The sequence below is a fragment of the Cupriavidus sp. WGlv3 genome, from assembly GCF_023952475.1.
Lineage (GTDB): Bacteria > Pseudomonadota > Gammaproteobacteria > Burkholderiales > Burkholderiaceae > Cupriavidus > Cupriavidus phytorum.
Window position 1 is genome coordinate 114,136 of record NZ_JALHRX010000005.1, and the last position, 22,672, is coordinate 136,807.

The following is a 22,672-nucleotide window of genomic DNA, read 5'->3' on the forward strand; positions in this document are numbered from 1 at the left end:
CGATTTCCCGGTACCGCTTCGCCCGCAAAAAGCCAGACTTATCGATTTAAGAATTCCGCTGGCAGCCTGACGCCATTACCGTTGGTGACATCCACTTCCCCGCCGGATCCGGCGCAGGGACCCCGGCTGCATGCGCGGCCGGCACAACCAGGAGACAACCGATGGCATCCACTCCGCGCCCCGCCCGGGGCCGCCGCGCATGGCTGGCCGCCATGCTGGCCACCGCAGCCGCAGCCGCCCTGCCCACCGGCGCCGGCGCCGAGACCTGGCCGGCACGCCCGATCCAGCTGCTGATCCCCTACCCGCCTGGCGGCAGCGCCGACCTGCTGGCGCGCCCGGTCGCCGCGAAGCTGCAGGAGCGGCTGGGCCAGCCGGTGGTGCTGGAGTACCGGCCCGGCGCCGGCGGCACCATCGCCAGCCAGGCGCTGGCGCGCGCCAAACCCGACGGCTACACGCTGATCATGGTGCTGGCCGCGCATGCCATCAACACCAGCCTGTATCCGCGGCTACCCTACGACACCCGCAAGGATTTCGCGCCGGTATCGCTGGTGGCCAACCTGCCGATGATCCTGGCGGGCAGCCCGTCGCTGCAGGCCACCAACGTGAAGGAACTGATCGCCGAGGCCAAGGCCGCGCCCGGCAAGCTGACCTTCGCCTCGGCGGGCAACGGCAATACCGGCCACCTGGCCGGCGAGCTGTTCGATTCGGTGGCGGGCATCAAGATGACCCACGTGCCGTACAAGGGCAGCGCCCAGGTGGTGACGGCGATGCTGTCCGGCGAAGTCCAGCTGACCTTCGACAGCATCTCGACCACGCTGCCGCATGTGAAGAGCGGCAAGCTGCGCGCGCTCGCCGTCACCGGCAGCCAGCGTGCCGCGGTCGCCCCCGAAGTGCCGACGCTGGCCGAGGCCGGCGTGCCCGGCATCAGCATTACCGGCTGGTACGCGATGCTGGCACCGGCCGGCACGCCGCAGCCCGTGATCGACCGGCTCAGCACCGAGATTGCCACCGTGCTGCGCCAGCCGGAACTGAAGGCCACGCTGGCGGCCAACGGTTATGAGCCGGTGGGCTCGACGCCCGCCGCGCTGCGCACCCATATCGACGCCGAGATCAACCGCTGGAGCAAGGTGGTGAAAGACTCCGGCGCGCAGATCCAGTAAGGCTTGCCGCATCCACCAACACTGCCCGACATGACCCAACCGACTCCGCTGCAACGTCCCTTCACCACCATGTCCGTGCTCGTGCGCGAGCACGCCGCGCAGCGCCCGGCGCAACGCGCGCTGATGCATGGCGAGCGCGTGCTCGACTACGCCGGGCTCGACGCCGCCATGGACCGCATTGCCGCGGCGCTGGCGCGCGACGGCGTGCGGCCCGGCGAAGCCATCGCCATCTGCGCCGCGTCATCGATCGAATACGCCGCGGTGTACCTGGGCGCGGTGCGCGCCGGCGTGGTGGTCGCGCCGCTGGCGCCGTCGTCCACGCCCGACAGCCTGGCGGGCATGATTGCCGACGCGGGGGCGCGCATCGTGTTCACCGACGCCAGCGTCGCCGACGTGCTGACGCCGGTGCGCGCCAGGCTGGCCGGCACGCCCGTGGTCGCGCTGGACGGCAGCGACACGGGCGTGCCGTACGCGGACTGGCTGGCGCCCGCCGGCACGCAGGTGACGGAACCCGAGATCCGCCCGGAGCTGCCGCTCAACATCATCTACTCGTCCGGCACCACCGGCGCGCCCAAGGGCATCGTGCAATCGCACGGCATGCGCTGGGCCCATGTGTCGCGCGGCGCCGCCACCGGCTATGGCACGCATGCGGTCACGCTGCTGTCGACGCCGCTGTACTCCAACACCACGCTGGCCAGCTTCTTTCCCACCATCGGCCTGGGTGGCACGGCCATCCTGATGGCCAAGTTCGATGCGGGCCAGTACCTGGCGCTGGCGCAGCAGCATCGCGTCACCCACACCATGCTGGTGCCGGTGCAGTACCAGCGCCTGCTGGCGCATCCGGCGTTCGACCAGCACGATCTGTCCGCCTTCCGGCACAAGTTCTGCACCAGCGCGCCGTGCAGCCCGGCGCTGAAGGCCGAGATCCTGCGGCGCTGGCCCGGCGCGCTGACCGAGCTCTACGGCATGACCGAAGGCGGCGGCGGCTGCCTGCTGTTCGCCGACCAGTTCCCGCACAAGCTGCACACCGTGGGGCGCCCCGCCACCGGCGCCGACGTGCGCATCATCGACGAGGCCGGCCGCGAACTGCCGCCCGGCAGCACCGGCGAAGTGGTGGGCCGCTCGGCGGCGATGATGAATGGCTACCACAACCAGCCCGAGAAGACCGCCGAGACCGAATGGCATGACGCGCAGGGCCAGCGTTTTATCCGCACCGGCGACATCGGCCGCTTCGACGAAGACGGCTTCCTGGTGCTGCTGGACCGCAAGAAGGACATGATCATCTCGGGCGGCTTCAACATCTACCCGAGCGACCTCGAGGCGGTGGTGCGCGAGCACCCGGCGGTGTCCGAAGTCTCGGTGGTCGGCGTGCCGTCGGAGCGCTGGGGCGAGACTCCGGTGGCCTTTGTCGCGCTGCGCGCCGGCAGTGGCGCCGGCGCGCAGCAAGTGCTGGCGTGGGCCAATGAACGGCTCGGCAAGACCCAGCGGCTCGCCGCGATCCACGAGGTGGAGCGCCTGCCGCGCAGCGCCATCGGCAAGGTGCTGAAGCGCGAACTGCGCGACCGTATCGGCACTGCCTGAGGCGCCCTGCCAGGCACCCACGCAAAAAGTCGCGCGGGGGTGCTTGCGCAATCGTGAAGGCCTCTCTATAATTCGCGCCTTCGCTAGGCTCGTAGCTCAGCTGGTTAGAGCACCACCTTGACATGGTGGGGGTCGTTGGTTCGAGTCCAATCGAGCCTACCAACGCACAAGGGAACACGGACGGTACGCAATCGCGCACCGTCCGTTTTTCTTTTGCGGCTACGCTTCAGGCGCGAATACCGAACTCCGCCAGCACCGCCTCGGTATGCTGGCCAAGCGTCGGCGCAGTCCCGGCCGGCCGGTCTCGTCCCGCCATGCCCGGCAGGTTGGCCCACGGCACCTCGCCGATGCCGGCCAGCGGCAACCGGCCGAACACGCCCGCCTGCGCACACTGCGCGCTCTGCAGCAGATCGCGCGCATGGCCGACGCGCGCGAACAGCACGTCGTGCTCGGTCAGCAGCGCCTCCCAGTGCGCCAGCGGCTGCGCGGCCAGCGCCTGCGCCACGCGCCGGCCGAGTTCCGCCGCACGCGCCAGCCGGCCGGCGCTGCTGTGCAGCGAGGCATCGGCAAGCCAGTCATCGAATCCCAGCAGCGCGGCCAGCCGCAGGAACATCGCGTCGTTGAGCATGCTCAGGTACAGCGCGCCATCGGCCGCCTCGAACAGCCCGGTCGGCGCGTTGGCCGCCGTCAGCTCGGCGTCGGGGAACATGGCATCGTCCACCATCAGGTAGGACTGCAGCGCGGCGCTGGTCTCGAGCAGCGACAGCCGCACATGGCGGCCGCGGCCGCTGCGCGCGGCCTTGTACAGCGCCGCCGAGGCCTGCTGCGACGCGTACAGCCCCGTGGCCAGGTCGACCATGAAGAAGGCGATGCGGCGCGGCTGGCCGGCGCCATCGCGGTTCAGGTGCATCAGGCCGCTGTAGGCCTGCATGGTGGTATCCACCGCGGGCCGGAGCGCCAGCGGCCCGGCATGGCCGTAGCCCGAGATCGAGACATAGACCAGCGCCGGGTTGTGCGCGGCCAGGGCCTCGTAGCCGACGCCCATGCGTTCGGCCACGCCCGGGCGGAAGTTCTGGATCACCACGTCGGCGCGCTGCGCCAGCCGGCCGATGGCGGCCCGGCCGTCGGCGCTGCGCGCGTCCAGCACCACGCTCTCCTTGCCCGCGTTGCAGGCGACCGCGATCGCGGTCTGGCCGGCGCGGATGCGCCCCATCTGCCGCGACCAGTCGCCACCCGGCGGCTCCACCTTGAGCACGCGCGCGCCCTGCTGGCGCAGGATCAGCCCGCAGTACGGGCCGGCAATGCCCTGGCTCAGGTCGAGCACGGTCAGGCCGTCGAACATGGCGTCGTCCTCGGTCGCCGCGATTGCATCGTGCATGACATCGTGCATAAGTTGGCTCCGTTCAGATATCCAGCATGACCTTGCCGATGGCACGGCGCGACATGGTGGTGTCGACCGCGTCGAGCCAGTCGGCCAGCGCAAAGTGCTGCAGCACCGGCGGCGCCAGCCGGCCGCTGGCGGCCGCCTGCATGATCTCTCCGACCATGCCCTGCACCCGCGGCGCAAAGCGCCGGCGTTCGTCGGTCAGGCCCCAGCCGATGTAGTAGCCGTAGTTGAAGCCGACCAGCGTCAGGTTTTTCACCAGCAGCAGGTTGGCCGGCACCGACGGGATGCGGCCGCTGGCATAGCCGATCGACAGCAGCCGCGCGCCCGGCGCCGCGCAGCGCAGCGAGGCATCGAACAGGTCGCCGCCGACCGGGTCGAACACCACGTCGGCGCCGCCGGTCTGGCACAGCGCCTTGACCGATGCCGCCAGCGTCTCGGCATCGGCAGGCAGCGCATGCGCAGCGCCGTTGGCGAGTGCGGCTTCGCGCTTGGCGGCGGTGCTGGCGGTGGCGATCACGCGCGCGCCCATCAGCCTGCCCACCTGCACCGCCGCCGTGCCCAGCGCGCCGCTGGCGCCATGCACCAGCATGGTGTCGCCCGGCTGCAGCGCCGCGCGCCACGCCAGCGCGGCCCACACCGTGCCGTAGGTGATCGGCAGCGCGGCGGCGTGCGCCAGGGCGAGCCCGTCCGGTACCGGATACACCGTATCCGCGGTCGTCACGACTTCTTCGGCAAAGCCGCCCCAGTCCAGCGCCGCCGCCACGCGCTGTCCCACGTGCAGCCGCGTCACGTCGGGCGCGACTTCCAGGATCTCGCCAGCCGCTTCGGTGCCGGGCGTGAACGGCAACGGCGGCTTGCGCTGGTACTTGCCCGACACGAACAGGCTGAGCGCAAAGCCGACGCCCGCATGCCGCACGCGGATGCGAACCTGCCCCGGCCCGAGCGGCTGGCGCGGCAGGCGCTGCAGTTCCAATTCGCTCCAGTGGCACCAGCGCGAGCAGACCAGTCCCAGATAGTCGTTGTCTTGCATGGTCAATCCCTTACTCCAGCGTGATGCCGACATCGCGGATGATGCGGCTCCATTTGTCGCGGTCGTTCTTTATCACCGTGGCGAAGGCCTCCGGCGTGCTGCCCACCGGCACCAGGTTCAGGTCCTGCATCTTCCTGGCGATCTCCGGCAGGCGCACGATGCGCGCGACCTCGCGCGACAAGGCATCGACCCGCGCCCTGGGCACGCCGGCCGGGAACAGCAGCCCCATCCACGCATCCGGCTCGAAGCCGTGGTAGCCGACTTCGCGGAAGGTCGGCACCCTGGGCAGCAGGGTCGAGCGCTCGGCGCCGGCAAGCGCCACCGGCACCAGCTTGCCGCCCTGCAGCAGCGGCATCGCCGTGCCCACGGCAATAAAGCCGAGCTTCACGTGCCCCGCCGCCAGGTCGGTGGCGAGCGGCGCGCCGCCCTTGTAGGCCACGTGCTCCATCTGCAGGCCGGCCTCGCGCTTGAGCAGCTCGCCCAGGATATGCCCGGTGGTGCCGGCGCCGTACGAGCCATACGGGTACTTGCCGGGATTGGCCTTGAGCAGCGCCACCACCTCCGGCAGCGTGCGCGCGGGAAAGTCCGGCGACACCGCCAGCATGGTGGACGAGATCGCCACCTCGCTGACCGGCGTGAAATCCGCGATCGGGTCATAGCCGATGCCACGGTACAGCGACGGGTTCTGCACGTGCGCGGTAAACGTCAGCAGCGCGGTGTAGCCGTCCTTTGCCGCCCTGGCGACATGCTTGGTGCCGGTGGTGGTGCCCGCGCCGGGCTTGTTGTCGACGATCACGGGCTGGCCCCAGCTTTTGGTCAGCTCCTGGCCGATCAGCCGCGCCACGGCGTCGTTGACGTTGCCCGCCACCGACGGCACCACGATGGTCAGCGGCCGCGACGGATAGGGTTCGGCAGAAGCGGGGGCGGCGGCGAGCGCCGCGGCCGGCATCACGGTCGGAATGGCGGCCAGCAGCATCGCGGCCATGGCTGTGCGCAGCCATGCGAAACGGTATGGCATGGGGTTTTGTCTCCTGTGCTTGGCTCCCTTCTGTAGTGCCGCACCGCCGTGCGGTGCCCGAGGGATGCCAGCCAGTCTAGGCCAGCGTCCGGGCCGGCGCGATTCCCGCGCGGCGCGAGCCAAGTCCTGGCAGGCATGGCGCTACAATGGCCCGCACCCCCCAGCGCCATCCGCCCCATGCGATTCGAGGATCTAGAAGCCTTCCTGGTCGTGATCGACCAGGGCAACCTGCACCGCGCCGCCGACACCCTGGGCATGACCCAGTCCGGGCTGTCCAAGACCCTGGCGCGGCTGGAAGGCGAAGCCGGCATGCCCTTGTTCGAGCGCACCCCGCGCGGCCTGGTGCCGACCGGGGCGGGCCGCACCCTGGCCGCGCATGCGCGCCGGATTTCGCTGGCCGCCGGCGACATGCGCAGCGAACTGGCCGAGCAGCGCGCCGCGCGCGCGGGCACGGTGCGCCTGGGCGCGATCCCCTACCTGCTGCCGTCGCTGCTGTCGCCGCTGCTGGCGCGCTTCTTCCTGAGCCGGCCGCTGGCCACGTTCTCGATCGAGACCCACCTGAGCGCGCGCCTGATGGCGATGCTGCAGAACGGCGAAGCCGACCTGATCCTCGCTGCGCGCCCCGCCAGCGTGCCGGCGGAGGTTGCCTGGCTGCCGCTCGGCCCGCTCAGCATGCAGATCGTGTGCCGCAGCGCCCACCCGCGCCGCGACGGCTTTCGCACGCTGGCCGACCTCGCCGGCGAACGCTGGGTGGTGCCGGCCAGTTCGCTGTACCTGCGCCAGTGGCTGGAACAGCGCTTCACCGCGGTCGGGCTGCCGCCGCCGCGCGTGGCGGTGGAAAGCACGGCGTCGCCGGTCGCCTTCGGCGAGCTGCTGCGGCACTCCGACCTGCTCGGCATCATGCCGCCGCGCATGCTGCGCCAGGCCGAGGGCCAGGGGCTGGCCGCGATCGACGCTCCCGGCACGTCGTGGCAGCACGAGCTGGCGGTGCTGTGGCGCGCCGACGGCTACCTGTCGCCGATCTGCCAGGACTTCCGCGATGCCGTGGTGGCGTGGTGCGAAGAGATGGCGTTGTGAGGCCCCGATCGGCTCAGGGCACCCACCAGTAGCGCGTAACGTGGAAGAACACCGGCGCGGCGAACACCACCGAGTCGAGCCGGTCGAGCATGCCGCCGTGGCCCTGGATCATGTGGCCCCAGTCCTTGATGCCGCGGTCGCGCTTGATCGCCGACATCACCAGGCCGCCGAGGAAGCCCATCAGCGCGATCACCAACGCGATCGCGCCCGCCTGCCACGGCGAGAACGGCGTGATCCACCACAGCGCCGCGCCCAGCGCGGTGGCGCTGGCGACCCCGCCGACAAAGCCCTCGACGGTCTTGGACGGCGACAGCAGCGGCGCGATCTTGCGCTTGCCGCACAGCTTGCCCCACACGTACTGCAGCACGTCGCTGCCCTGCACCACGATCACCAGGAAGGCGATCAGCAGCAGGTTGCGGCCATCGAAGCCCGGGATCGGCAGCGTCAGCAGCGCCGGCACGTGCGAAATGCAGAACACGCACACCATCACCGCCCACTGCACCCCGGCGCAGCGCTCCAGGAAGCGCGTGGTCTCGGACGACAGCGCCGCCAGGATCGGCAGCACCAGGAAGGCATAGACCGGGATCAGGATCGAGAACATGCCGTACCAGCCGATATAGACCAGCACGTACTGCAGCGGCAGGAACACGAAGAACGCGGCGACGATGGCGCGATGGTCGCCGCGCCGCGTGGTGGTGATGGTGACGAACTCGCGCAGCGCGAAAAACGACAGCAGGTAGAACAGCACGATCACCGCGCTGCGCCCCAGCGCAAACGCCACGCCCATGATGCCGATCATCCACCACCAGGCCGACACGCGCTGACCCAGGTTGTCGATCACCGCGTGCTGGCCGCCGCCCGCGACGCGCCAGCGCAGCAGCGCGGTCACGGTGGAAGCGAGCAGCAGCACGCCGAACAGGCCGCCGAACAGCAGCCAGGTCTCGCGGCTCCAATGCAGGGTGGGCATGGCGTTCATTCCAGTTCCGGGGCCAGCGCGAGCAGGCCCGCGCGGCAGCGCGCAAGGAACGCTTCCTTGCTGTCGTCGGCCGCCAGCCGCTGCGGCTGGCCGAAGGTCACGGTGCACAGCAGCGGCACCGGCACCACTTCGCCCTTGGGCATCACGCGGTTCAGGTTGTCGATCCACACCGGCACGAACTCGACCGCCGGGCAGGCCCGCGCCAGGTGGTAGATACCGCTCTTGAACGGCAGCAGGCGCGCGTCGGTGGTGTTGCGCGTGCCTTCGGGAAACAGAATCAGCGAGTCGCCCGCCGCCAGCCCGGCCTGCATCAGCGCCACCGGATCGCTGCCGGGCTCCCTGCGGGTGCGGTCGATCAGCAGCGCGCGGAACACATCGCGGCCGATAAAGCGGCGCAGCGGCGATTTCTCCCAGTAATCGGCGCCCGCCACCGGCCGTGTCACCGTGCGCAGGTCGGGCGGCAGGCAGCCCCAGATCAGCACGAAATCGCCGTGGCTGCTGTGGTTGGCAAAGTAGACGCGCTGCACCGCGGCCGGGATGCAGCCCTGCCAGTTGGCGCGCATGCCCGTCAGCAGCCGGGCAAAGACGATGATGGCGCGCGCGGTCGCGCGGGCAAGCCACATGGTTGTTTACCTCAGGATCAGCGATAGCAAGGCCAGCAGCAGCTGGCACACGGTCAGCACGGCGCTGGCGCGCACCAGGCGCAGCGCGCCGCGGGCGCGCTGCGGCAACGGGCGTGCGGCGCGCGCGGCGGGCATCCAGCCCAGTTCGAGCAGCGCGGCATCGAGCCTGGCCAGCTCGGGCTGGTCCGGCGCGCCGGCCGCGAGCGCACCGAACAGGCGCTGGTCGATGGCGACGCGCAGCAGCAGCCACAGCTGCGGCAACGCCAGCAGCAACGCCAGTGCCGCCGGCCAGCGCGAGATCGCGGTGTCCGCGCCCAGCCACGCCGCCAGCATGGCGAACGCCAGTCCGGCCGCGCCGATCCACGCGGCACCTGCCAGCGCGCCCGTCACCGCGTGCACGATCCAGGCGTCGGTACCTTGCACGACATCAGCGTCCCGGTCAGCGGCCATCGCCAGGCTCCCGGGTAGCGGCACCATCCAGCCAACGCTGCAGCGCTTCGGCATGGTCGGGCCCGAGCACCACCGCCGGCCGGTGCTGGCGCAGCGCCGCCAGCGCGGCGCCAGCGTCGCGCAGCCCCTGCCGCCGCGCCAGCCACGCCGCCGCCACCAGCGCGCTGCGCGAATAGCCCAGCGCACAGCTGACCAGCACGCGCTGTCCCTGCCGCTGCCAGGCGTCCAGCTGCGCCACCGCCTGCGCGAGCTGCTGCGGCGTCGGCACGGTCAGGTCCAGCACGGGTATGCAGCGATACGCCAGCCCGGGTGCCGTGGCCGCGCGCGGCAGCTCGGCGCTGAGGTCGAGCACGGCATCCGCGCCGAGCGCGCGCAGCTCGGACCGCGTCGGGAAGCGGCCCACCCAGACACCCGGCGCGATCGCACTGGCCTGCGGCGTGCGCCGCGTCCACCAGCGTGAATTAATAAAGGCGCCCAGCAGGTAAGGCGCCAGTACCCAGCGCGCGGCCGGCGCCATGGTGCCGTCGCCATCCTTCTGGAACCACGCCGGCGCCGCGAGGGCGTAGATGCGCGCCACGCAGGCCAGCGCCAGCGCGGCCCACAGCAGCAGGAACGCCAGCATCACCGATGCGCCCACCGCCAGCACCGCGCACAGCAGCGCCACCAGCGCGCCCACGCCGTAGCGGCGCGACAGCTGCCGCGTGCGCGCATCGGGCGCGCCGGCCGCGGCTGCGGGCAGCTGCATCGGCAGCAGGTAGACGCACAGCCAGCCCACCAGCGCGCCGGTGGGCACGTCGATCAGATGATGCTGCCAGGTGGTCAGCACCGACACCCCGATCAGCGCAAACCAGCCATGCAGCAGCCAGCGCCAGCCGCCGCGCAGGTGCGCCGCGAAGGCGACCCACAGGATTACCAGCAGGCTGATATGCAGCGACGGCGCCTGGTTGAACGGCAGGTCGAAGCCGCCCAGCAGCGTGAACAGCTGGCCCGGCACGCCGTCGGCAGCGGGCCGCGCAAAGCTGAAGCGCAGCGGGAAGGCGATAAAGCACGCCACCGACACCAGCTGCGCCAGCACCAGCCGCTTCACGTGCGTAAGCAGCGCCGCGCGGCTGCGCCACAGGAAGAACGAGATGCCGTACAGCAGGTCGATCGACCAGTACGGCACGATGGTCCAGGGCAGGAACGGAATGCCCCGCTCCCATTCGTAGTAGAACGACGGCACCTCGGCGCGCTGGCTCGCCAGCCAGTTGGCGAAGCCATAGCTGGAAAAGAAAAACGCGCCGGCCAGCGCCAGCAGCAGGCACGCCAGGCCCCACGGCCGCCGCGGCTGCACCCCGGCGCGCGCCTGCGTCGGCACCGTGCTCATGCGCCGCGCCTGCGCGCCAGGCTGACGGTGAAGATGCCCCACGGGTCGATGCGCTGCGTGATCTTGTCGAAGCCGGCGGCCCGCACCAGTTCGTCCATCTCGGCCTGCGAGCGGCGCCGCATCACCCAGGCGGCGCCGGCGCGATGGCTGGTCAGCGCGCGCGCGATGAATTCCAGCTGCGGATGCCAGGGCTGGCCGGTATAGACCAGGTAGCCGCCCGGCGGCACCGCGCGCGCCAGGCCGTCGAGCGAGCGCCGCACCATGGCGTTGTCGGGGAACAGCTCATACAGGCCGGACACCACCGCCAGCGTCGGCGCCGGCGCCAGCGCGGCCAGGCCGTCGCCGTCGAAGGCATCGCCCTGCTCGAAGCGGGCCACGCGCTGCAGGCCCTTGGCGGCGATCAGCGCGCGGCCCTGCTCCACGTTCAGCGCGCTGTAGTCGCGCAGCAGGATCGACTCGACCGCACCCGCGCCGCCCTCCAGCGCGCCCAGCGCTTCCAGCACGTAGCGGCCGTGGCCGGCGGCGATATCGACCATGCGCACCGGCGTGCCGGCCGCACGCAGGCGCCGCACCGCCTCGGCAATCAGCGCCTCGGCGTGGACCTTGCGCTGGCGGATGCCGCGCCAGCCGATCGCGTCCAGGTATTGCCGGTCGGCCAGCCGGCCCGCCGCGCCGCGGCCGGACGGCGTGTTGCGGTAAACGTAGTCGAGCGTCGAGCCCGAGTCGAAGCCGGTCTGATGGCCCAGCCGCACCCCGTCCGACAGCATCCCGCCCAGCTTCAGGTTGGCCCGCGCCGCGCGCCAGTACCAGGCGGCCAGCCCGCCCGGCGCCGACGCCAGCCGGTCCGCCTCCTCGCGAAACGGGCCGATCTGGTCGGCGTCGAGCAGCGAGCGCGGCGCCGACGGCGCGTCGAACTCACGCAGGATAAAGCGGCGCGCGGCATCGACCGCCAGCTTGCGGTCGCGCTCGCCGAGGGTGTCGTGGTAGAAGCCGTCCAGCACGATGCGTTCCTTGGTGCGCGAGCCCAGGCGCTCGTAGAAGCGGTCCTGCGGCCCGCGGTGCACGACCCAGTCGGCGCCGGAGATCAGCAACTGCGTCGGCACCGTGATCGCGGCCGCATCGGCGACGATGCGCTCGGCGGTCTGGTACAGGTCGAGCAGGATATTGACCGCGATCGGGCGCGTGATCAGCGGATCGCTGTCATAGCTGGCGATGCGCTCGGGATCATGGGTCAGGAACTTTGCCTTGACGTAGCTGTTGACGAAGAACTTGCCGCGCAGGCGCTGCATCAGCCTCAGCCCCGGCCGCGCGAACGGCACGTACAGCTTGACCTTGAACGCCGGCGACGCCAGCACCAGCGCGCGGATCGGCGGGGCGTAGTCGTGCACCCAGGTCGCCGCCAGCACCGCGCCCACGCTCTGCGCGACCACCGCGGTGCGCTCCAGCGGGATGCCGTGGACTTCGGCGATATGCGCGGTAAAGGTCTGGATGTCGCGCACCGAATCGGCCAGGCTCGGGCTGTAGCCGCGCTCGCCGGGCGAATTGCCATGGCCGCGCGCATCCCAGGCGAAGATGTCGTAGCCAGGCAGGTTGAGCTCGTCGGCAAGGTGGGCGACCCGGCCGGAATGCTCGTGGCCGCGGTGGAACAGCAGCACGGCGCCGCGCGCCGGCCCTTCCACCGCGGGCCAGTGGCGATAGAACAGCGCCTGGCCGTCGTGGGTCTCGAATTGCCGCTGCAGCGGCTGGCGGGAAGACGGTCGGTCCATCGCGCTACTCCGCAAGGCGGGATTGGGCCTCGGCAATGCCGCGGCGCACCCGGTTGGCCATCGTGAACAGCGACAACAGCGACAGCAGCAGCCACAGCCAGTTGGCGGCCGCGCCGAAGCCCAGCCCCAGCCCGGCCCACAGCGCGATCGCGCCGACCGCGAAGGCCCGGTCGCTCTTGCCGAGCGGGCCGTCGTAGCGCCGGCTGGCGCCGGCCAGCGGCCCGATCAGTCCGGCCGCCTCGACCAGCAGCGCCAGCAGCGCGAAGGTGCCCACCTGCCCCAGGCTGAAACCCGGCAGCGCGGCCAGCGGCAGGATCAGTGCCAGGTCCGAGACCATGTCGCCGAGCTCGTTCAGGTAGGCGCCCAGCACGCTCTGCTGGCCATGCTCGCGCGCCAGCATGCCGTCGATGGCATTGAGCGCCATGCGCCCGAACAACCACAGCGGAAACAGCAGGAACAGCGCCGGGGTCTCGGCCACCTGCATGCCCAGCGTGGCCAGTACGCCGACCGCGAGCGATCCGGCGGCCGCGGCCAGCGTGACCTGGTTGGCGGTCACGCCGCGCTGCGCCAGGTCTTGCACCAGGGGGCGCAACCAGGCCTGGAACCTGGGCTTCAGTTCGTAGAGCGTCATCGCGCCGGCCTCCCTGCCGAGCAGATGCCGGAAGCGCACCGCGCGGCGGCCGCGTCCGTCTTGTTCTTGGTGTTGGTCTGGCTCTTTCGGCCCGGCCGCGGCACACCCCGGCCAGGGCATGGCAGCAGTGCCTGGCTCGGCACTCTACCGCCAAGCCCGGACAATACCAGATGACGCCTGCGGCCTGAACCCCACTCGCTAGGCCGACGCGATGGTGCTGCGCACGGCGTCGCTCACCTGCGCGACCACGCCGTCGCGCCAGTCGTCGGCATCGCCGTAGAAGGCGCGCCACATCGCCTGGCGCACCAGCGCGCGCTGGTTTTCGTCGGCCTCGGGATGCCGGTGCAGCCAGTGGTCGCCGCGCAGGGCGTCGAGCACCTCGCCCACCGGCAGCGTGCCGAACTCGAGCGCGATGCCGGCGTAGTCCACCGCCGGCAGCGTCTGCGGCACGGCGTGCCAGGCCAGCCCGGTCAGGTTGGCCGAGGTCGACGAGCCATCGTAGATCGAGGTCACGCGCTCGCCCCAGATCGCGCGCGTGCGCCTGATCGATTCGGGCGTGTCCGGGCCCATGTGGATCGGTTCGCCGTAGCCCCACGGCCCCAGGCCGGTATGGATGTCGATCCAGCGCAGCGCCGCGCGGCCGGCGCCGAAGCGCGCCAGGATGCGGCACAGGGTGTAGTTGCTCCAGGTGGCCTTGTCGCCGCCGTAGAACATGCCGCCCGGATCCTGGTACTGGCCGCTGCTGACCGCGGCCTGGTACCACGCCATGCCACGTTCGGCCACCGCCTTCATCAGGCGCGCCTGGTCGGCCTCCGACGGCGGCCATTGCGCCGGCAGCAGCAGCGGCGCGATTTCGGCATAGGCGGCGTTATGCGGCAGCGGCTGCGAGAAATCCATGAAGTTGCGGTTCAGGTCGACGTTGTCCTCGTTGACCCGGCGCAGGTGCGAGAAGCCATACGGATTGACCGCATGCACCAGCAGCAGGCAGGCATCGGCGGCGGCGCAATCGGCAAGCAGCGCGGCGTCGTGCAGCAGCGCCGCCTGCGCTCCGGAGCCGGCAAAGCCTTCGGCACCGTGGGTGCCGGAGGTCACCATGATGCAGCGCCGGGCCTCGGGCGCGCCGGCCAGCGCGACGTCGATCGCCAGGTCTTCGCCGGCGCTGCCGCGCCGGGTGGGATGCGGGAATTGCGCCAGCGCGGCGCCGGCGCCGCGGGCGGCGTCCAGGAAGGTCTGGCGCGCTTCGGCGTAGCTGCGAGAAAAATGGCTCATGGCGTCACCCGCGGATGCGATGCAGGCATTAGACGCCAATTCGGCGGGTCTCGCCAGTCGCGGCTAGAACAGCGAACCGGACTGGAATCTGCCCGCCGCGGCGGGCGGCTCGGCTTCGGGCCCCCAGATGCCGGACGAGGTGAACGCCTGCGGATGCATCGCGATCCCGGCCGCGGCCAGCTGCGCCGCGGTCAGCACCAGGTGCCGCGCCAGCCAGTCATGCAGGCTGCGCAGGAAGCGGATGTTGTCGACGCTGGTGGATGCCGCGATCAGCCGTTCCAGCTTCACGTGCGCGGTATAGACGTCGAGCAGGTTGGTCGCGCGCAGGCGCGGCGGCGTCGACGGGCTGCGCTCGATCGCCAGGATGCGGCGCACCTGCGCCGGGGCGATGTCGCCGCTGCGCTGGTATTGCGCATAGACGTCCTCCAGCGCCGGAAAGCGCACCGTCGGCTGCACGCGCGGCACCGCGGCCACCTTCTCCATGCGCAGCACCAGGTAGCGGATCGCCGCGGCGCGTTCGGCAGCGTGTTCGGCCGCGCGGGCCTGCCCGGGGTCGCGCCGGCGCGGGCCGGCCGGCAGCTCCCGCAGCTCCGGCAAGGCCGTGCGCGGCACCACGTCGCGTTCGGTGTAGTCGGGCACCTGCCGCAGCAGGGCCGGCTGCGCCAGCGCGGCGCGCGCGCAGTCCTCGCCGAACGGGTATTCATGCCCGGCGGCGTCGCGCAGGATATAAGCCTGGCCTTCCGGAAAGCCGTGATGGCGGCGGCTGGCGCCGCGCGCGTGGCAGCGTGTGGCGGGATCGACGAAATCCTTGCGTACCGGGATCCAGCCGCCGTCGTGTGCCTGGGTCATGCGTTGTGTATGGTTGCTCGACCCGCTATTGTCGCCGATCTGCGGGGCGCGCCCGGCCCGCCATGCTGGGGCCGCTTTACTTCAGCATGAACGACATCGCCGACAGGCAGTTCAGCATGCGCACCGCAGCCTGCACCGAATCGGCCTGGAACGACAGCGTCACGCCGTCGCGCCGCTCCAGCGTCGGCCACTGGCAGAACAGGTCGGCATGCGCCGGGGTCTGTGTCTGCAGGGTGCAGGCCACCGGCGCGGCGATGCGCAGGCATTGCGCCTGCGCACGCTCGCGCACCGCAGCCGCTGCCGCCGCGGCAATGGCCGCGCGCGCCGCCGCCGGCGACAGCGAGGCGCCGCTGCCGAAGCCGCCCGCGGTCTTGGTCTCGACAAAGCGCACCCACGGCATCAGCGCGTGGGTTTCCTGCACGAACACGTCGTCGCCGCTGGCCATCAGCACCGGCGCGCCGAACTCGCCGGCGAGCGCGGCGTACAGCCCGGCCTCGCCGAGTTCCTTGCCGTTGAGCCAGACTCGCGCAAAGGCGCCGCTGTTGATGGTGTGCGCGAGCACGCCCCGGCTCTGCGCACGGCCGTGGTAGCCGATCATCAGCACGCCATCGACGCCGGTCTCGACCCCCGCCATCATGCCCAGGTAGCGCGGCTTGCCCAGCACCACCCGCGCGCGCGGGTCGAGCTGGTCCGGCAGCAGGTTGCGGAAGCCGCCGTGCGAATCGTTGACCAGCACTTCGGCCGCGCCGCCGGCAAAGGCGCCTTCGATGGCGGCGTTGGCCTCGCCCGTCATCCAGGCGCGGGCGCGTTCGTATTCGCCATTGCCCGCACGGGTCTGCTCGGCGTGGAACACGCCGGCCACGCCCTCGATATCGGTGGAAACAAGGATCTTCATCAGCAGCTCTGGGGCAGTTCGGGCATCAGGTCGAGCAGCGCGGCGCGGCCATGGCCGTCGCGGCCCTGCACCGGCGCGGCATGCCACAGGGCATGCAGGATGGCCTGCTCGACGCTGTCGGCCGCGGCCCGGAACAGCGGGTCGAGCAGGGTTTCATGCAGCAGCGCAAGCGCCGGCATCGGCCGCGCCGCATCGTCGGGCACGGTGTACGCCGTCGAGAACGCCAGCGCGATATCGCCCGAGCCATGCCCGAACACCGAACCGGTGCGCGCCAGCCCGGCGCCGGCGCGCAGCGACAGCCGGCGCAGCTGGCGCGCGTCCAGCGGCGCATCGGTGGCCACGATCATGATGATCGAGCCCTTCTCCGGTTCCGGCACGCCACCGGGCAGCGCCAGCCGGCGTGCCAGTTCGGGCCCGACCAGCCGGCCGGCCAGGGTCAGCGACTCCGGCGTGCCGAAATTCGCCAGCACCAGCGCGCCGACGCGATGGCCGCCCGCCACGCGCGAGGCCGAGCCGATGCCGCCCTTGACGCCGAATGCCGACATGCCGCGGCCGGCGCCCACGGCACCCTGCTCGAATCGGGCTGCCGCGTCGGCCAGCGCTGCATCGTAGTGCGACCCGGCCACCGCCATGCGCTGGATATCGTTCAGGTAGCCGTCATTGCATTCGAACACCAGCGGATTGACCGTGGGCAGCGCGCGGCCGATTTCCGGATTGGCCGCCACCGCCGCGCGGATCTGCGCCTGCGCCACGGCACCGACGGCAAAGGTATTGGTCAGCGCCACCGGGGTTTCCAGCACGCCCAGCTCGTCCACCTGCACCAGCCCGACGCTCTTGCCGAAGCCATTGAGCACGGTGGCCGCGGCGGGCACCTTGTCGCGGTACGGATCGCCGCCATGCGGGCGGATCACGGTCACGCCGGTCTGCACGCCGACCTCGGCCAGCGTGCAGTGGCCCACGGTGACGCCGGCCACGTCGGCAATGCTGTCCAGTGGCCCCGCGGGAAGGCTGCCGACGCGCGGCACGCCAGGGGTGGAGGCATCCATCTTCAGCGGCGGTCGATCTTGGGGTCGAGCGCGTCGCGCAGCCCGTCGCCCAGCAGGTTGAAGGCCAGCACGGTCAGGAAGATTGCCAGGCTGGGGAAGATCGCCACGTGGGGCGCGGTGACCATGTCGGCGCGCGCCTCGTTGAGCATCGCGCCCCACTCCGGCGTGGGCGGCTGCGCGCCCAGGCCGAGGAACGACAGGCTGGCGGCGGTGATGATCGAGGTGCCGATCCGCATCGAGAAATACACCACGATCGACGACACCGTGCCCGGCAGGATATGTCGCACCAGGATGGTCCAGTCCGACGCGCCGATGCTGCGCGCGGCCTCGACATAAGTCAGCCGCTTCAGCATCAGCGTATTGCCGCGCACCAGCCGCGCGAACGCAGGGATGCTGAAGATGGCGACGGCGAAGATCACGTTGGTCATGCCGTTGCCGAGGATGGCGACGATGCCGATCGCCAGCAGGATGCCGGGGAAGGCGAACAGCACATCGGAGATGCGCATCACGATGCGGTCCCACCAGCCTTCGTAGTAGCCCGCAAGCAGGCCCAGCACGGTGCCGATCACCGCGCCGATGATCACCGACAGAAAGCCCGCCGCCAGCGAGATGCGCGTGCCGGCCAGGATGCGGCTGAAGATATCGCGCCCGAGCGAATCGACGCCCATCCAGTGCGCGGCCGACGGGCCGGCATTGAGCGCGTCGTAGTCGAAATAGTTCTCGGGGTCGTACGGCACGAAATGCGGCGCCAGCACCGCGACCAGCACCAGCAGCAGCACGAACGCGCCGGCGCCGAGCGCCAGGTGCTGCTTGCGGAATTTGCGCCAGAACTCGGTCCAGGGCGTGCGCACGGCCTCGGGTGCGGCCGCGCTGGCGGATGCCGCTTGCGCTGCGGCGGGCGTGGAAAGCTCAGTCATGCCGGCCTCACTTGTAGCGGATGGTGGGATTGATCACGGTGTAGAGCATGTCCACCACCAGGTTGATCAGGATGAATTCGAGCGAGAACAGCAGCACCTCGGCCTGGATCACCGGATAGTCGCGCATCTCGACGGCGTCGACCAGCAGGCGCCCCAGGCCCGGCCAGTTGAACACCTTCTCGACCACGATCGAGCCGCCCAGCAGGAAGCCAAACTGCAGGCCCATCATGGTCACCACCGGGATCATGGCATTGCGCAGGCCGTGCTTGGCCACCACCAGGGTTTCGCGCACGCCCTTGGCGCGGGCGGTGCGGATAAAGTCTTCCTGCAGCACCTCGACGAACGAGGCCCGGGTGAAGCGCGCCATCACCGCCGCCACCGCGGCGCCCAGCGTGACCGAGGGCAACACGTAGTGCTGCCAGCTGTCGGCGCCGATCGACGGCAGCCAGCCCAGCTGCACCGAGAACACCTCCATCAGCAGCATGCCCAGCGCGAAGGCCGGAAACGAAATCCCGGAAACCGCCAGCGTCATGCCGAAGCGGTCCGGCCAGCGGTTGCGCCACACCGCCGAGCCGATGCCGATGGCCATGCCGAACACCACCGCCCACGCCATCGACGCCACCGTCAGCAGCAGGGTCGGCATGAAGCGGTCGCCGATCTCCTCGCTGACCGGGCGCTTGGTGCGCAGCGAATTGCCGAACTCGCCGCGCAGCGCGTTCGAGAAGAAGTTGACGAACTGCTCGTGCATGGGCCGGTCAAGGCCCAGGTCCTTGCGCACCAGTTCGACCGTGGCCGAGTCAGCCTCCGGACCCGCCGCCAGGCGCGCCGGATCGCCCGGCAGCAGATGGACGAACAGGAACACCAGCACCGCCACGATCAGCAGCGTGGGGATCACGCCCAGCACACGTTTGAGGAAGTAATTCAGCATCACACACCATGAAGAAAGGCCGCGGGCCGCCCGCCTGCGAACCCCGCGTCGCGAGGCAGGCGGCCGCTCTCGGCTTACTGCTCTACTGCTCTGTTGGATGACCGGCCGCGACGAGGACGATCCTGGTGCTGCATGCTCCCGCCGCTGCTCTCACCCCTCACTGCTTGAGGTCGATCTCGTCGAAATTGAACGACCCATCCGGCATCACATACGCGCCGCTCATGCGCTTGCTGCGCGCGAACAGCACCTTCTCCGTCACCAGGAAGGCCCACGGCGCGTCCTTCCAGATGCGTTCCTGCGCATCCTTGTACAGCCGTGCCTTCTCGCCGCGGTCGGTGGTGCGCAGCGCGCCGGCGATATCGGCGTCGACCTGCTCGTTCTTGTAGTAGGCGGTGTTCAGCAGCTTGGGCGGCATCGATTCCGAAGCCAGCAGCGGACGCAGCGCCCAGTCGGATTCACCGGTCGACGACGACCAGCCCACGTAATAGATCCGCACGCCGGCGTCCTCCGGCTTCTGCACACTCTCGACCTTCTCCACGCGCTGGCCGGCTTCCAGCGCCTGCACCTGCGCCTTGATGCCGACCTGCTGCAGCTGCTGCTGCACGAACTGGATCACCTTCTGCGCAGTGGTGTGGTTATAGGCCGACCAGAGCGTGGTCTCGAAGCCGTTCGGGTAGCCGGCTTCCTTCAGCAGCGCGCGCGCCTTGGCCGGGTCATACGGCCACGGGCCCAGCTTCTCGGCATAGTCCACGCCGTGCGGCACCACGCCCTCGGCCGGCACCGCGTAGCCGGCAAAGGCGACCTTGGCCAGCGCTTCCTTGTTGATGGCGTAATTGATGGCCTGGCGCACCTTGGGGTCGTTGAACGGCTTGACCATGGTGTTCATGGTCAGGTAGCGCTGGATGATCGATGGCGCGGCGATCAGGTCCACCTTGGCGCTGCTCTTCAGCACCGCGGCCTGCTCGAACGGGATGCTGAAGGCAAAGTCCGCCTCGCCGGTCTGCATGATGGCGGCGCGGGTGTTGTTGTCGACCACCGGCTTCCAGGTGATGGTGTCGATCTTCGGGTAGCCGGTCTTCCAGAAGCCCGCGAACTTCTTGCCCTTCAGGTGGTCGGGCTGCTTCCACTCGACGAACTCGAACGGGCCGGTGCCCACCGGATGGAAGGCAATGTCCTTGCCGTACTTCTGCAGCGCGGCCGGCGAGATCATCACCGCCGACGGATGCGCCAGCACGTTGATGAACGGCGAGAACGGCTCCTTCAGCGTGACCTTGACGGTGTTGGCATCGACCACGTCGGTCTTGGCCACGCGATTGAACAGCGTGTAGCGCTTGAGCTTGTTGGCCGGGTTGGTGACGCGGTCCAGGTTGGCCTTGACGGCGGCGGCATCAAACGTAGTGCCGTCGTGGAACTTGATGCCCTTCTTCAGCTTGATGGTGTAGGCCAGGCCATCCTTGCTGACGTCATAGCTGTCGGCCAAGACGTTGACCAGCTTCATGTCCTTGTCCAGGCCGAACAGGCCCTGGTAGAAGGTCTTGCCGACCGCCTGCGACAGCGTGTCGTTGGAATCGTACGGGTCCAGCGTGGTGAACGTGGAGGCGACCGCCATCACCGCGTCCTTGGCGGCAAAGGCGGACACCGGCGCCAGCGCGCCCATCGCGCCAGCCAAAAGCAGCCCGGCCAGCAGCCTGGGCGAAACCATCCGTGCAGACATCTCGATTCTCCTTGGATTGACTTCCGTTTCAGTAGGCGCCGCCAACGGCGTGCCGCGCAACAAAATGACCGACGCCCACGCTGCCCGGGACCGGCACCAGCGGCTGCACCACCGGCTCGTCGCCGACCGCGCGGATCGGGCTGGGGATCTCGTCGTTCAGCGGCTCGCGCCGCAGGTGGCGCCGCGCCGGGTCGGCGATCGGCACCGCCGACATCAGCTTCTTCGTGTACGGGTGCTGCGGGTTCTCGAAGATCGCCCGGCGCGGACCGATCTCGACGATCTGGCCCAGGTACATCACCGCGACGCGGTGGCTGACGCGTTCCACCACCGCCATGTCGTGCGAGATGAAGAGGAAGGCGATGCCGAGTTCGCGCTGCAGGTCCAGCATCAGGTTGACGATCTGCGCCTGGATCGACACGTCCAGCGCCGACACCGATTCATCCGCCACCACCACCTTGGGGTTCAGCGCCAGCGCGCGCGCAATGCAGATGCGCTGGCGCTGGCCGCCGGAAAACTCGTGCGGATAGCGCGCCGCGTGCGACGGGTCCAGCCCCACCTTGTCGAGCAGCCAGGCCACGCGCTGCTCGGCCTCCTTGCCGCTGGCGACCTTGTGCACCAGCAGCGGCTCCATGATCGAATAGCCGACCGGCACGCGCGGATCGAGCGAGGCGAACGGGTCCTGGAAGATGAACTGGATATTGCGGCGCAGGGTCTGCAGCGCCGGGCCTTCGAGCTTGCTGATGTTCTGCCCGTTGAACTCGATGGTGCCGCTCTGGCTTTCCACCAGGCGCAGCAGCGAGCGGCCGGTGGTGGACTTGCCGCAGCCGGATTCCCCCACCAGCGCCAGCGTCTCGCCGGGATAGAGGTCGAAGCTGACCTGTTCCACCGCATGCACGCGCCGCGTCACGCGGCCGAACAGGCCACCGGGCACGTCGAAGCGCGTGACCAGGTCCTGCACCCGCAGGATCGGCGCCACGCCGGGCGCCACCGTATCCTGCGGCGCGGCCTGCTCCGGGCTGGCGCTGTCGAGCCGCAGCAGCGGGAACTTGGCCGGCAGGTCGGTGCCGCGCATCGCGCCCAGGCGCGGCACCGCCGATAGCAGCGCGCGCGTGTAGGGATGGGCCGGGGCGCGGAACACGTCGTCGGAGGTGCCCTCTTCCACCTTCTCGCCGCGGTACATCACCAGCACGCGGTCGGCTACTTCGGCTACCACGCCCATGTCGTGGGTGATGAAGACCACGCCCATGTGCATCTCGGCCTGCAGTCCGCGGATCAGCTGCAGGATCTCGGCCTGGATGGTCACGTCCAGCGCCGTGGTGGGCTCATCGGCGATCAGCAGCGCCGGCTTGCACGACAGCGCCATCGCGATCATCACGCGCTGGCGCATGCCGCCGGACAGCTGGTGCGGATAGCGCTCGAGCACGCGCCGCGCTTCCGGGATGCGCACCAGCTCCAGCATGCGCAGCGCCTCGGCGCGCGCCGCGGCGCGGCTCTTGCCCTGGTGCAGGCGGATCGATTCCGCGATCTGCTCGCCCACCGGGAACACCGGGTTGAGCGAGGTCATCGGCTCCTGGAAGATCATCGCCACGTCGGCGCCGCGCACGCTGCGCAGCGTGGCGTTATCCGTGCGTGCGAGGTCGATCACCTCGCCGGCGCGCCGACGCAGCGCCATGCTGCCCGAGGCGATCTTGCCGCCGCCATGCTCCACCAGCCGCATCAGCGCCAGCGACGTCACCGACTTGCCCGAGCCCGACTCGCCCACCACCGCGAGCGTCTCGCCGCGGTCGACATGGAAGGACAGGTTGCGCACGGCCTCGACGGTGCGCTCTGAGGTGGCGAAGCGCACGGTCAGTCCGTTCACCGAGACGACGCGCTCGGGCGGCAGTGCGATGCCGGATGCGGAAGCGTGCGCTTGCGCGGGGGTAGTGGCCACTGGAACTCCTTCTGTTGCTGCCTGATGCCGTGGTGCTGCGCGTCGCCGTGGTGCCG

General features: G+C 70.4%; 20 protein-coding genes and 1 tRNA gene. 4 read left to right on the forward strand and 17 right to left on the reverse strand.

Annotated features, from left to right (window positions below; all coding sequences use genetic code 11):
* Positions 1-161: 161 nt before the first annotated feature.
* The 3 genes from MKD38_RS11450 (at position 162) to MKD38_RS11460 (ending at position 2,903) form a co-directional block, all read left to right on the forward strand.
* Entirely contained in the window at positions 162-1,160 is a 999-nt protein-coding gene (locus MKD38_RS11450; protein ID WP_252676884.1) for a tripartite tricarboxylate transporter substrate binding protein, read from the forward strand.
* 30 nt (positions 1,161-1,190) lie between these two features.
* Positions 1,191-2,741 (forward strand): class I adenylate-forming enzyme family protein, encoded by a 1,551-nt coding sequence (locus MKD38_RS11455; protein ID WP_252676886.1) that lies wholly within the window; start codon positions 1,191-1,193, stop codon positions 2,739-2,741.
* Positions 2,742-2,826: 85 nt separating this feature from the next.
* Positions 2,827-2,903: transfer RNA gene (locus tag MKD38_RS11460), tRNA-Val, on the forward strand.
* Between the two features lie 64 nt (positions 2,904-2,967).
* Here MKD38_RS11460 and MKD38_RS11465 read toward each other — a convergent pair.
* Genes MKD38_RS11465 through MKD38_RS11475 form a run of 3 tightly spaced genes read right to left on the reverse strand, consistent with a single transcriptional unit; the run spans position 2,968 to position 6,176 of the window.
* Positions 2,968-4,119 carry a CaiB/BaiF CoA transferase family protein gene (locus tag MKD38_RS11465; RefSeq protein ID WP_252676888.1) on the reverse strand — a complete coding sequence of 384 codons (1,152 nt, stop codon included), beginning with the start codon at positions 4,117-4,119 and terminating at the stop codon, positions 2,968-2,970.
* Positions 4,120-4,144: 25 nt separating this feature from the next.
* A complete protein-coding gene (locus tag MKD38_RS11470) occupies positions 4,145-5,158 on the reverse strand; it encodes an NADPH:quinone oxidoreductase family protein (RefSeq protein ID WP_252676890.1) in 1,014 nt (337 codons plus the stop codon).
* Positions 5,159-5,168: 10 nt separating this feature from the next.
* Positions 5,169-6,176 (reverse strand): tripartite tricarboxylate transporter substrate binding protein, encoded by a 1,008-nt coding sequence (locus MKD38_RS11475; RefSeq protein WP_252676892.1) that lies wholly within the window; start codon positions 6,174-6,176, stop codon positions 5,169-5,171.
* A 177-nt stretch (positions 6,177-6,353) separates the two neighbouring features.
* On the opposite strand from MKD38_RS11475, the gene MKD38_RS11480 reads away from it, so the two are divergent.
* Positions 6,354-7,253, forward strand: a complete 900-nt coding sequence (locus MKD38_RS11480; RefSeq protein ID WP_252676894.1) for a LysR family transcriptional regulator — start codon at positions 6,354-6,356, stop codon at positions 7,251-7,253.
* A gap of 13 nt (positions 7,254-7,266) precedes the next feature.
* Here the strand turns inward: MKD38_RS11480 and MKD38_RS11485 are convergent, their stop codons facing one another.
* The 14 genes from MKD38_RS11485 to MKD38_RS11550 all read right to left on the reverse strand — a co-directional run bounded on the left by MKD38_RS11485 (position 7,267) and on the right by MKD38_RS11550 (position 22,616).
* Positions 7,267-8,229 (reverse strand): phosphatidate cytidylyltransferase, encoded by a 963-nt coding sequence (locus tag MKD38_RS11485; protein ID WP_252676896.1) that lies wholly within the window; start codon positions 8,227-8,229, stop codon positions 7,267-7,269.
* Positions 8,226-8,852 (reverse strand): lysophospholipid acyltransferase family protein, encoded by a 627-nt coding sequence (locus MKD38_RS11490; RefSeq protein WP_252676898.1) that lies wholly within the window; start codon positions 8,850-8,852, stop codon positions 8,226-8,228. The genes MKD38_RS11485 and MKD38_RS11490 overlap by 4 nt, the downstream gene beginning before the upstream one ends.
* Positions 8,853-8,858: 6 nt before the next feature.
* The gene (locus MKD38_RS11495) at positions 8,859-9,302 is read right to left on the reverse strand and encodes a hypothetical protein (protein ID WP_252676900.1); all 444 of its coding nucleotides are present in this window, start codon (positions 9,300-9,302) and stop codon (positions 8,859-8,861) included.
* Positions 9,292-10,668 (reverse strand): phosphatase PAP2/dual specificity phosphatase family protein, encoded by a 1,377-nt coding sequence (locus MKD38_RS11500; protein ID WP_252676902.1) that lies wholly within the window; start codon positions 10,666-10,668, stop codon positions 9,292-9,294. The genes MKD38_RS11495 and MKD38_RS11500 overlap by 11 nt, the downstream gene beginning before the upstream one ends.
* A complete protein-coding gene (locus MKD38_RS11505) occupies positions 10,665-12,434 on the reverse strand; it encodes a bifunctional alpha/beta hydrolase/class I SAM-dependent methyltransferase (protein ID WP_252676904.1) in 1,770 nt (589 codons plus the stop codon). Before MKD38_RS11505 ends, MKD38_RS11500 begins: the two co-directional genes overlap by 4 nt.
* Positions 12,435-12,438: 4 nt before the next feature.
* A complete protein-coding gene (locus MKD38_RS11510; RefSeq protein WP_252676906.1) occupies positions 12,439-13,065 on the reverse strand; it encodes a CDP-alcohol phosphatidyltransferase family protein in 627 nt (208 codons plus the stop codon).
* 198 nt (positions 13,066-13,263) lie between these two features.
* Positions 13,264-14,334 carry a M14 family metallopeptidase gene (locus MKD38_RS11515; protein WP_252676908.1) on the reverse strand — a complete coding sequence of 357 codons (1,071 nt, stop codon included), beginning with the start codon at positions 14,332-14,334 and terminating at the stop codon, positions 13,264-13,266.
* A 63-nt stretch (positions 14,335-14,397) separates the two neighbouring features.
* Complete coding sequence (locus MKD38_RS11520) at positions 14,398-15,183, reverse strand: hypothetical protein (RefSeq protein ID WP_252676910.1); 786 nt, start codon at positions 15,181-15,183, stop codon at positions 14,398-14,400.
* Between the two features lie 76 nt (positions 15,184-15,259).
* Entirely contained in the window at positions 15,260-16,078 is an 819-nt protein-coding gene (locus MKD38_RS11525; protein ID WP_252676912.1) for a M55 family metallopeptidase, read from the reverse strand.
* A complete protein-coding gene (locus MKD38_RS11530) occupies positions 16,078-17,124 on the reverse strand; it encodes a DmpA family aminopeptidase (protein WP_252676914.1) in 1,047 nt (348 codons plus the stop codon). Before MKD38_RS11530 ends, MKD38_RS11525 begins: the two co-directional genes overlap by 1 nt.
* Positions 17,125-17,126: 2 nt before the next feature.
* Positions 17,127-18,041, reverse strand: coding sequence for a glutathione ABC transporter permease GsiD (gene gsiD / locus MKD38_RS11535; protein WP_252676916.1), 915 nt, complete (start codon positions 18,039-18,041; stop codon positions 17,127-17,129).
* Positions 18,042-18,048: 7 nt separating this feature from the next.
* Complete coding sequence (gene gsiC / locus MKD38_RS11540) at positions 18,049-18,969, reverse strand: glutathione ABC transporter permease GsiC (protein ID WP_115661956.1); 921 nt, start codon at positions 18,967-18,969, stop codon at positions 18,049-18,051.
* Positions 18,970-19,126: 157 nt separating this feature from the next.
* Positions 19,127-20,683 (reverse strand): glutathione ABC transporter substrate-binding protein GsiB, encoded by a 1,557-nt coding sequence (gene gsiB / locus MKD38_RS11545; RefSeq protein WP_252676918.1) that lies wholly within the window; start codon positions 20,681-20,683, stop codon positions 19,127-19,129.
* A gap of 28 nt (positions 20,684-20,711) precedes the next feature.
* Positions 20,712-22,616 (reverse strand): dipeptide ABC transporter ATP-binding protein, encoded by a 1,905-nt coding sequence (locus MKD38_RS11550; RefSeq protein ID WP_252676920.1) that lies wholly within the window; start codon positions 22,614-22,616, stop codon positions 20,712-20,714.
* Positions 22,617-22,672: the final 56 nt, after the last annotated feature.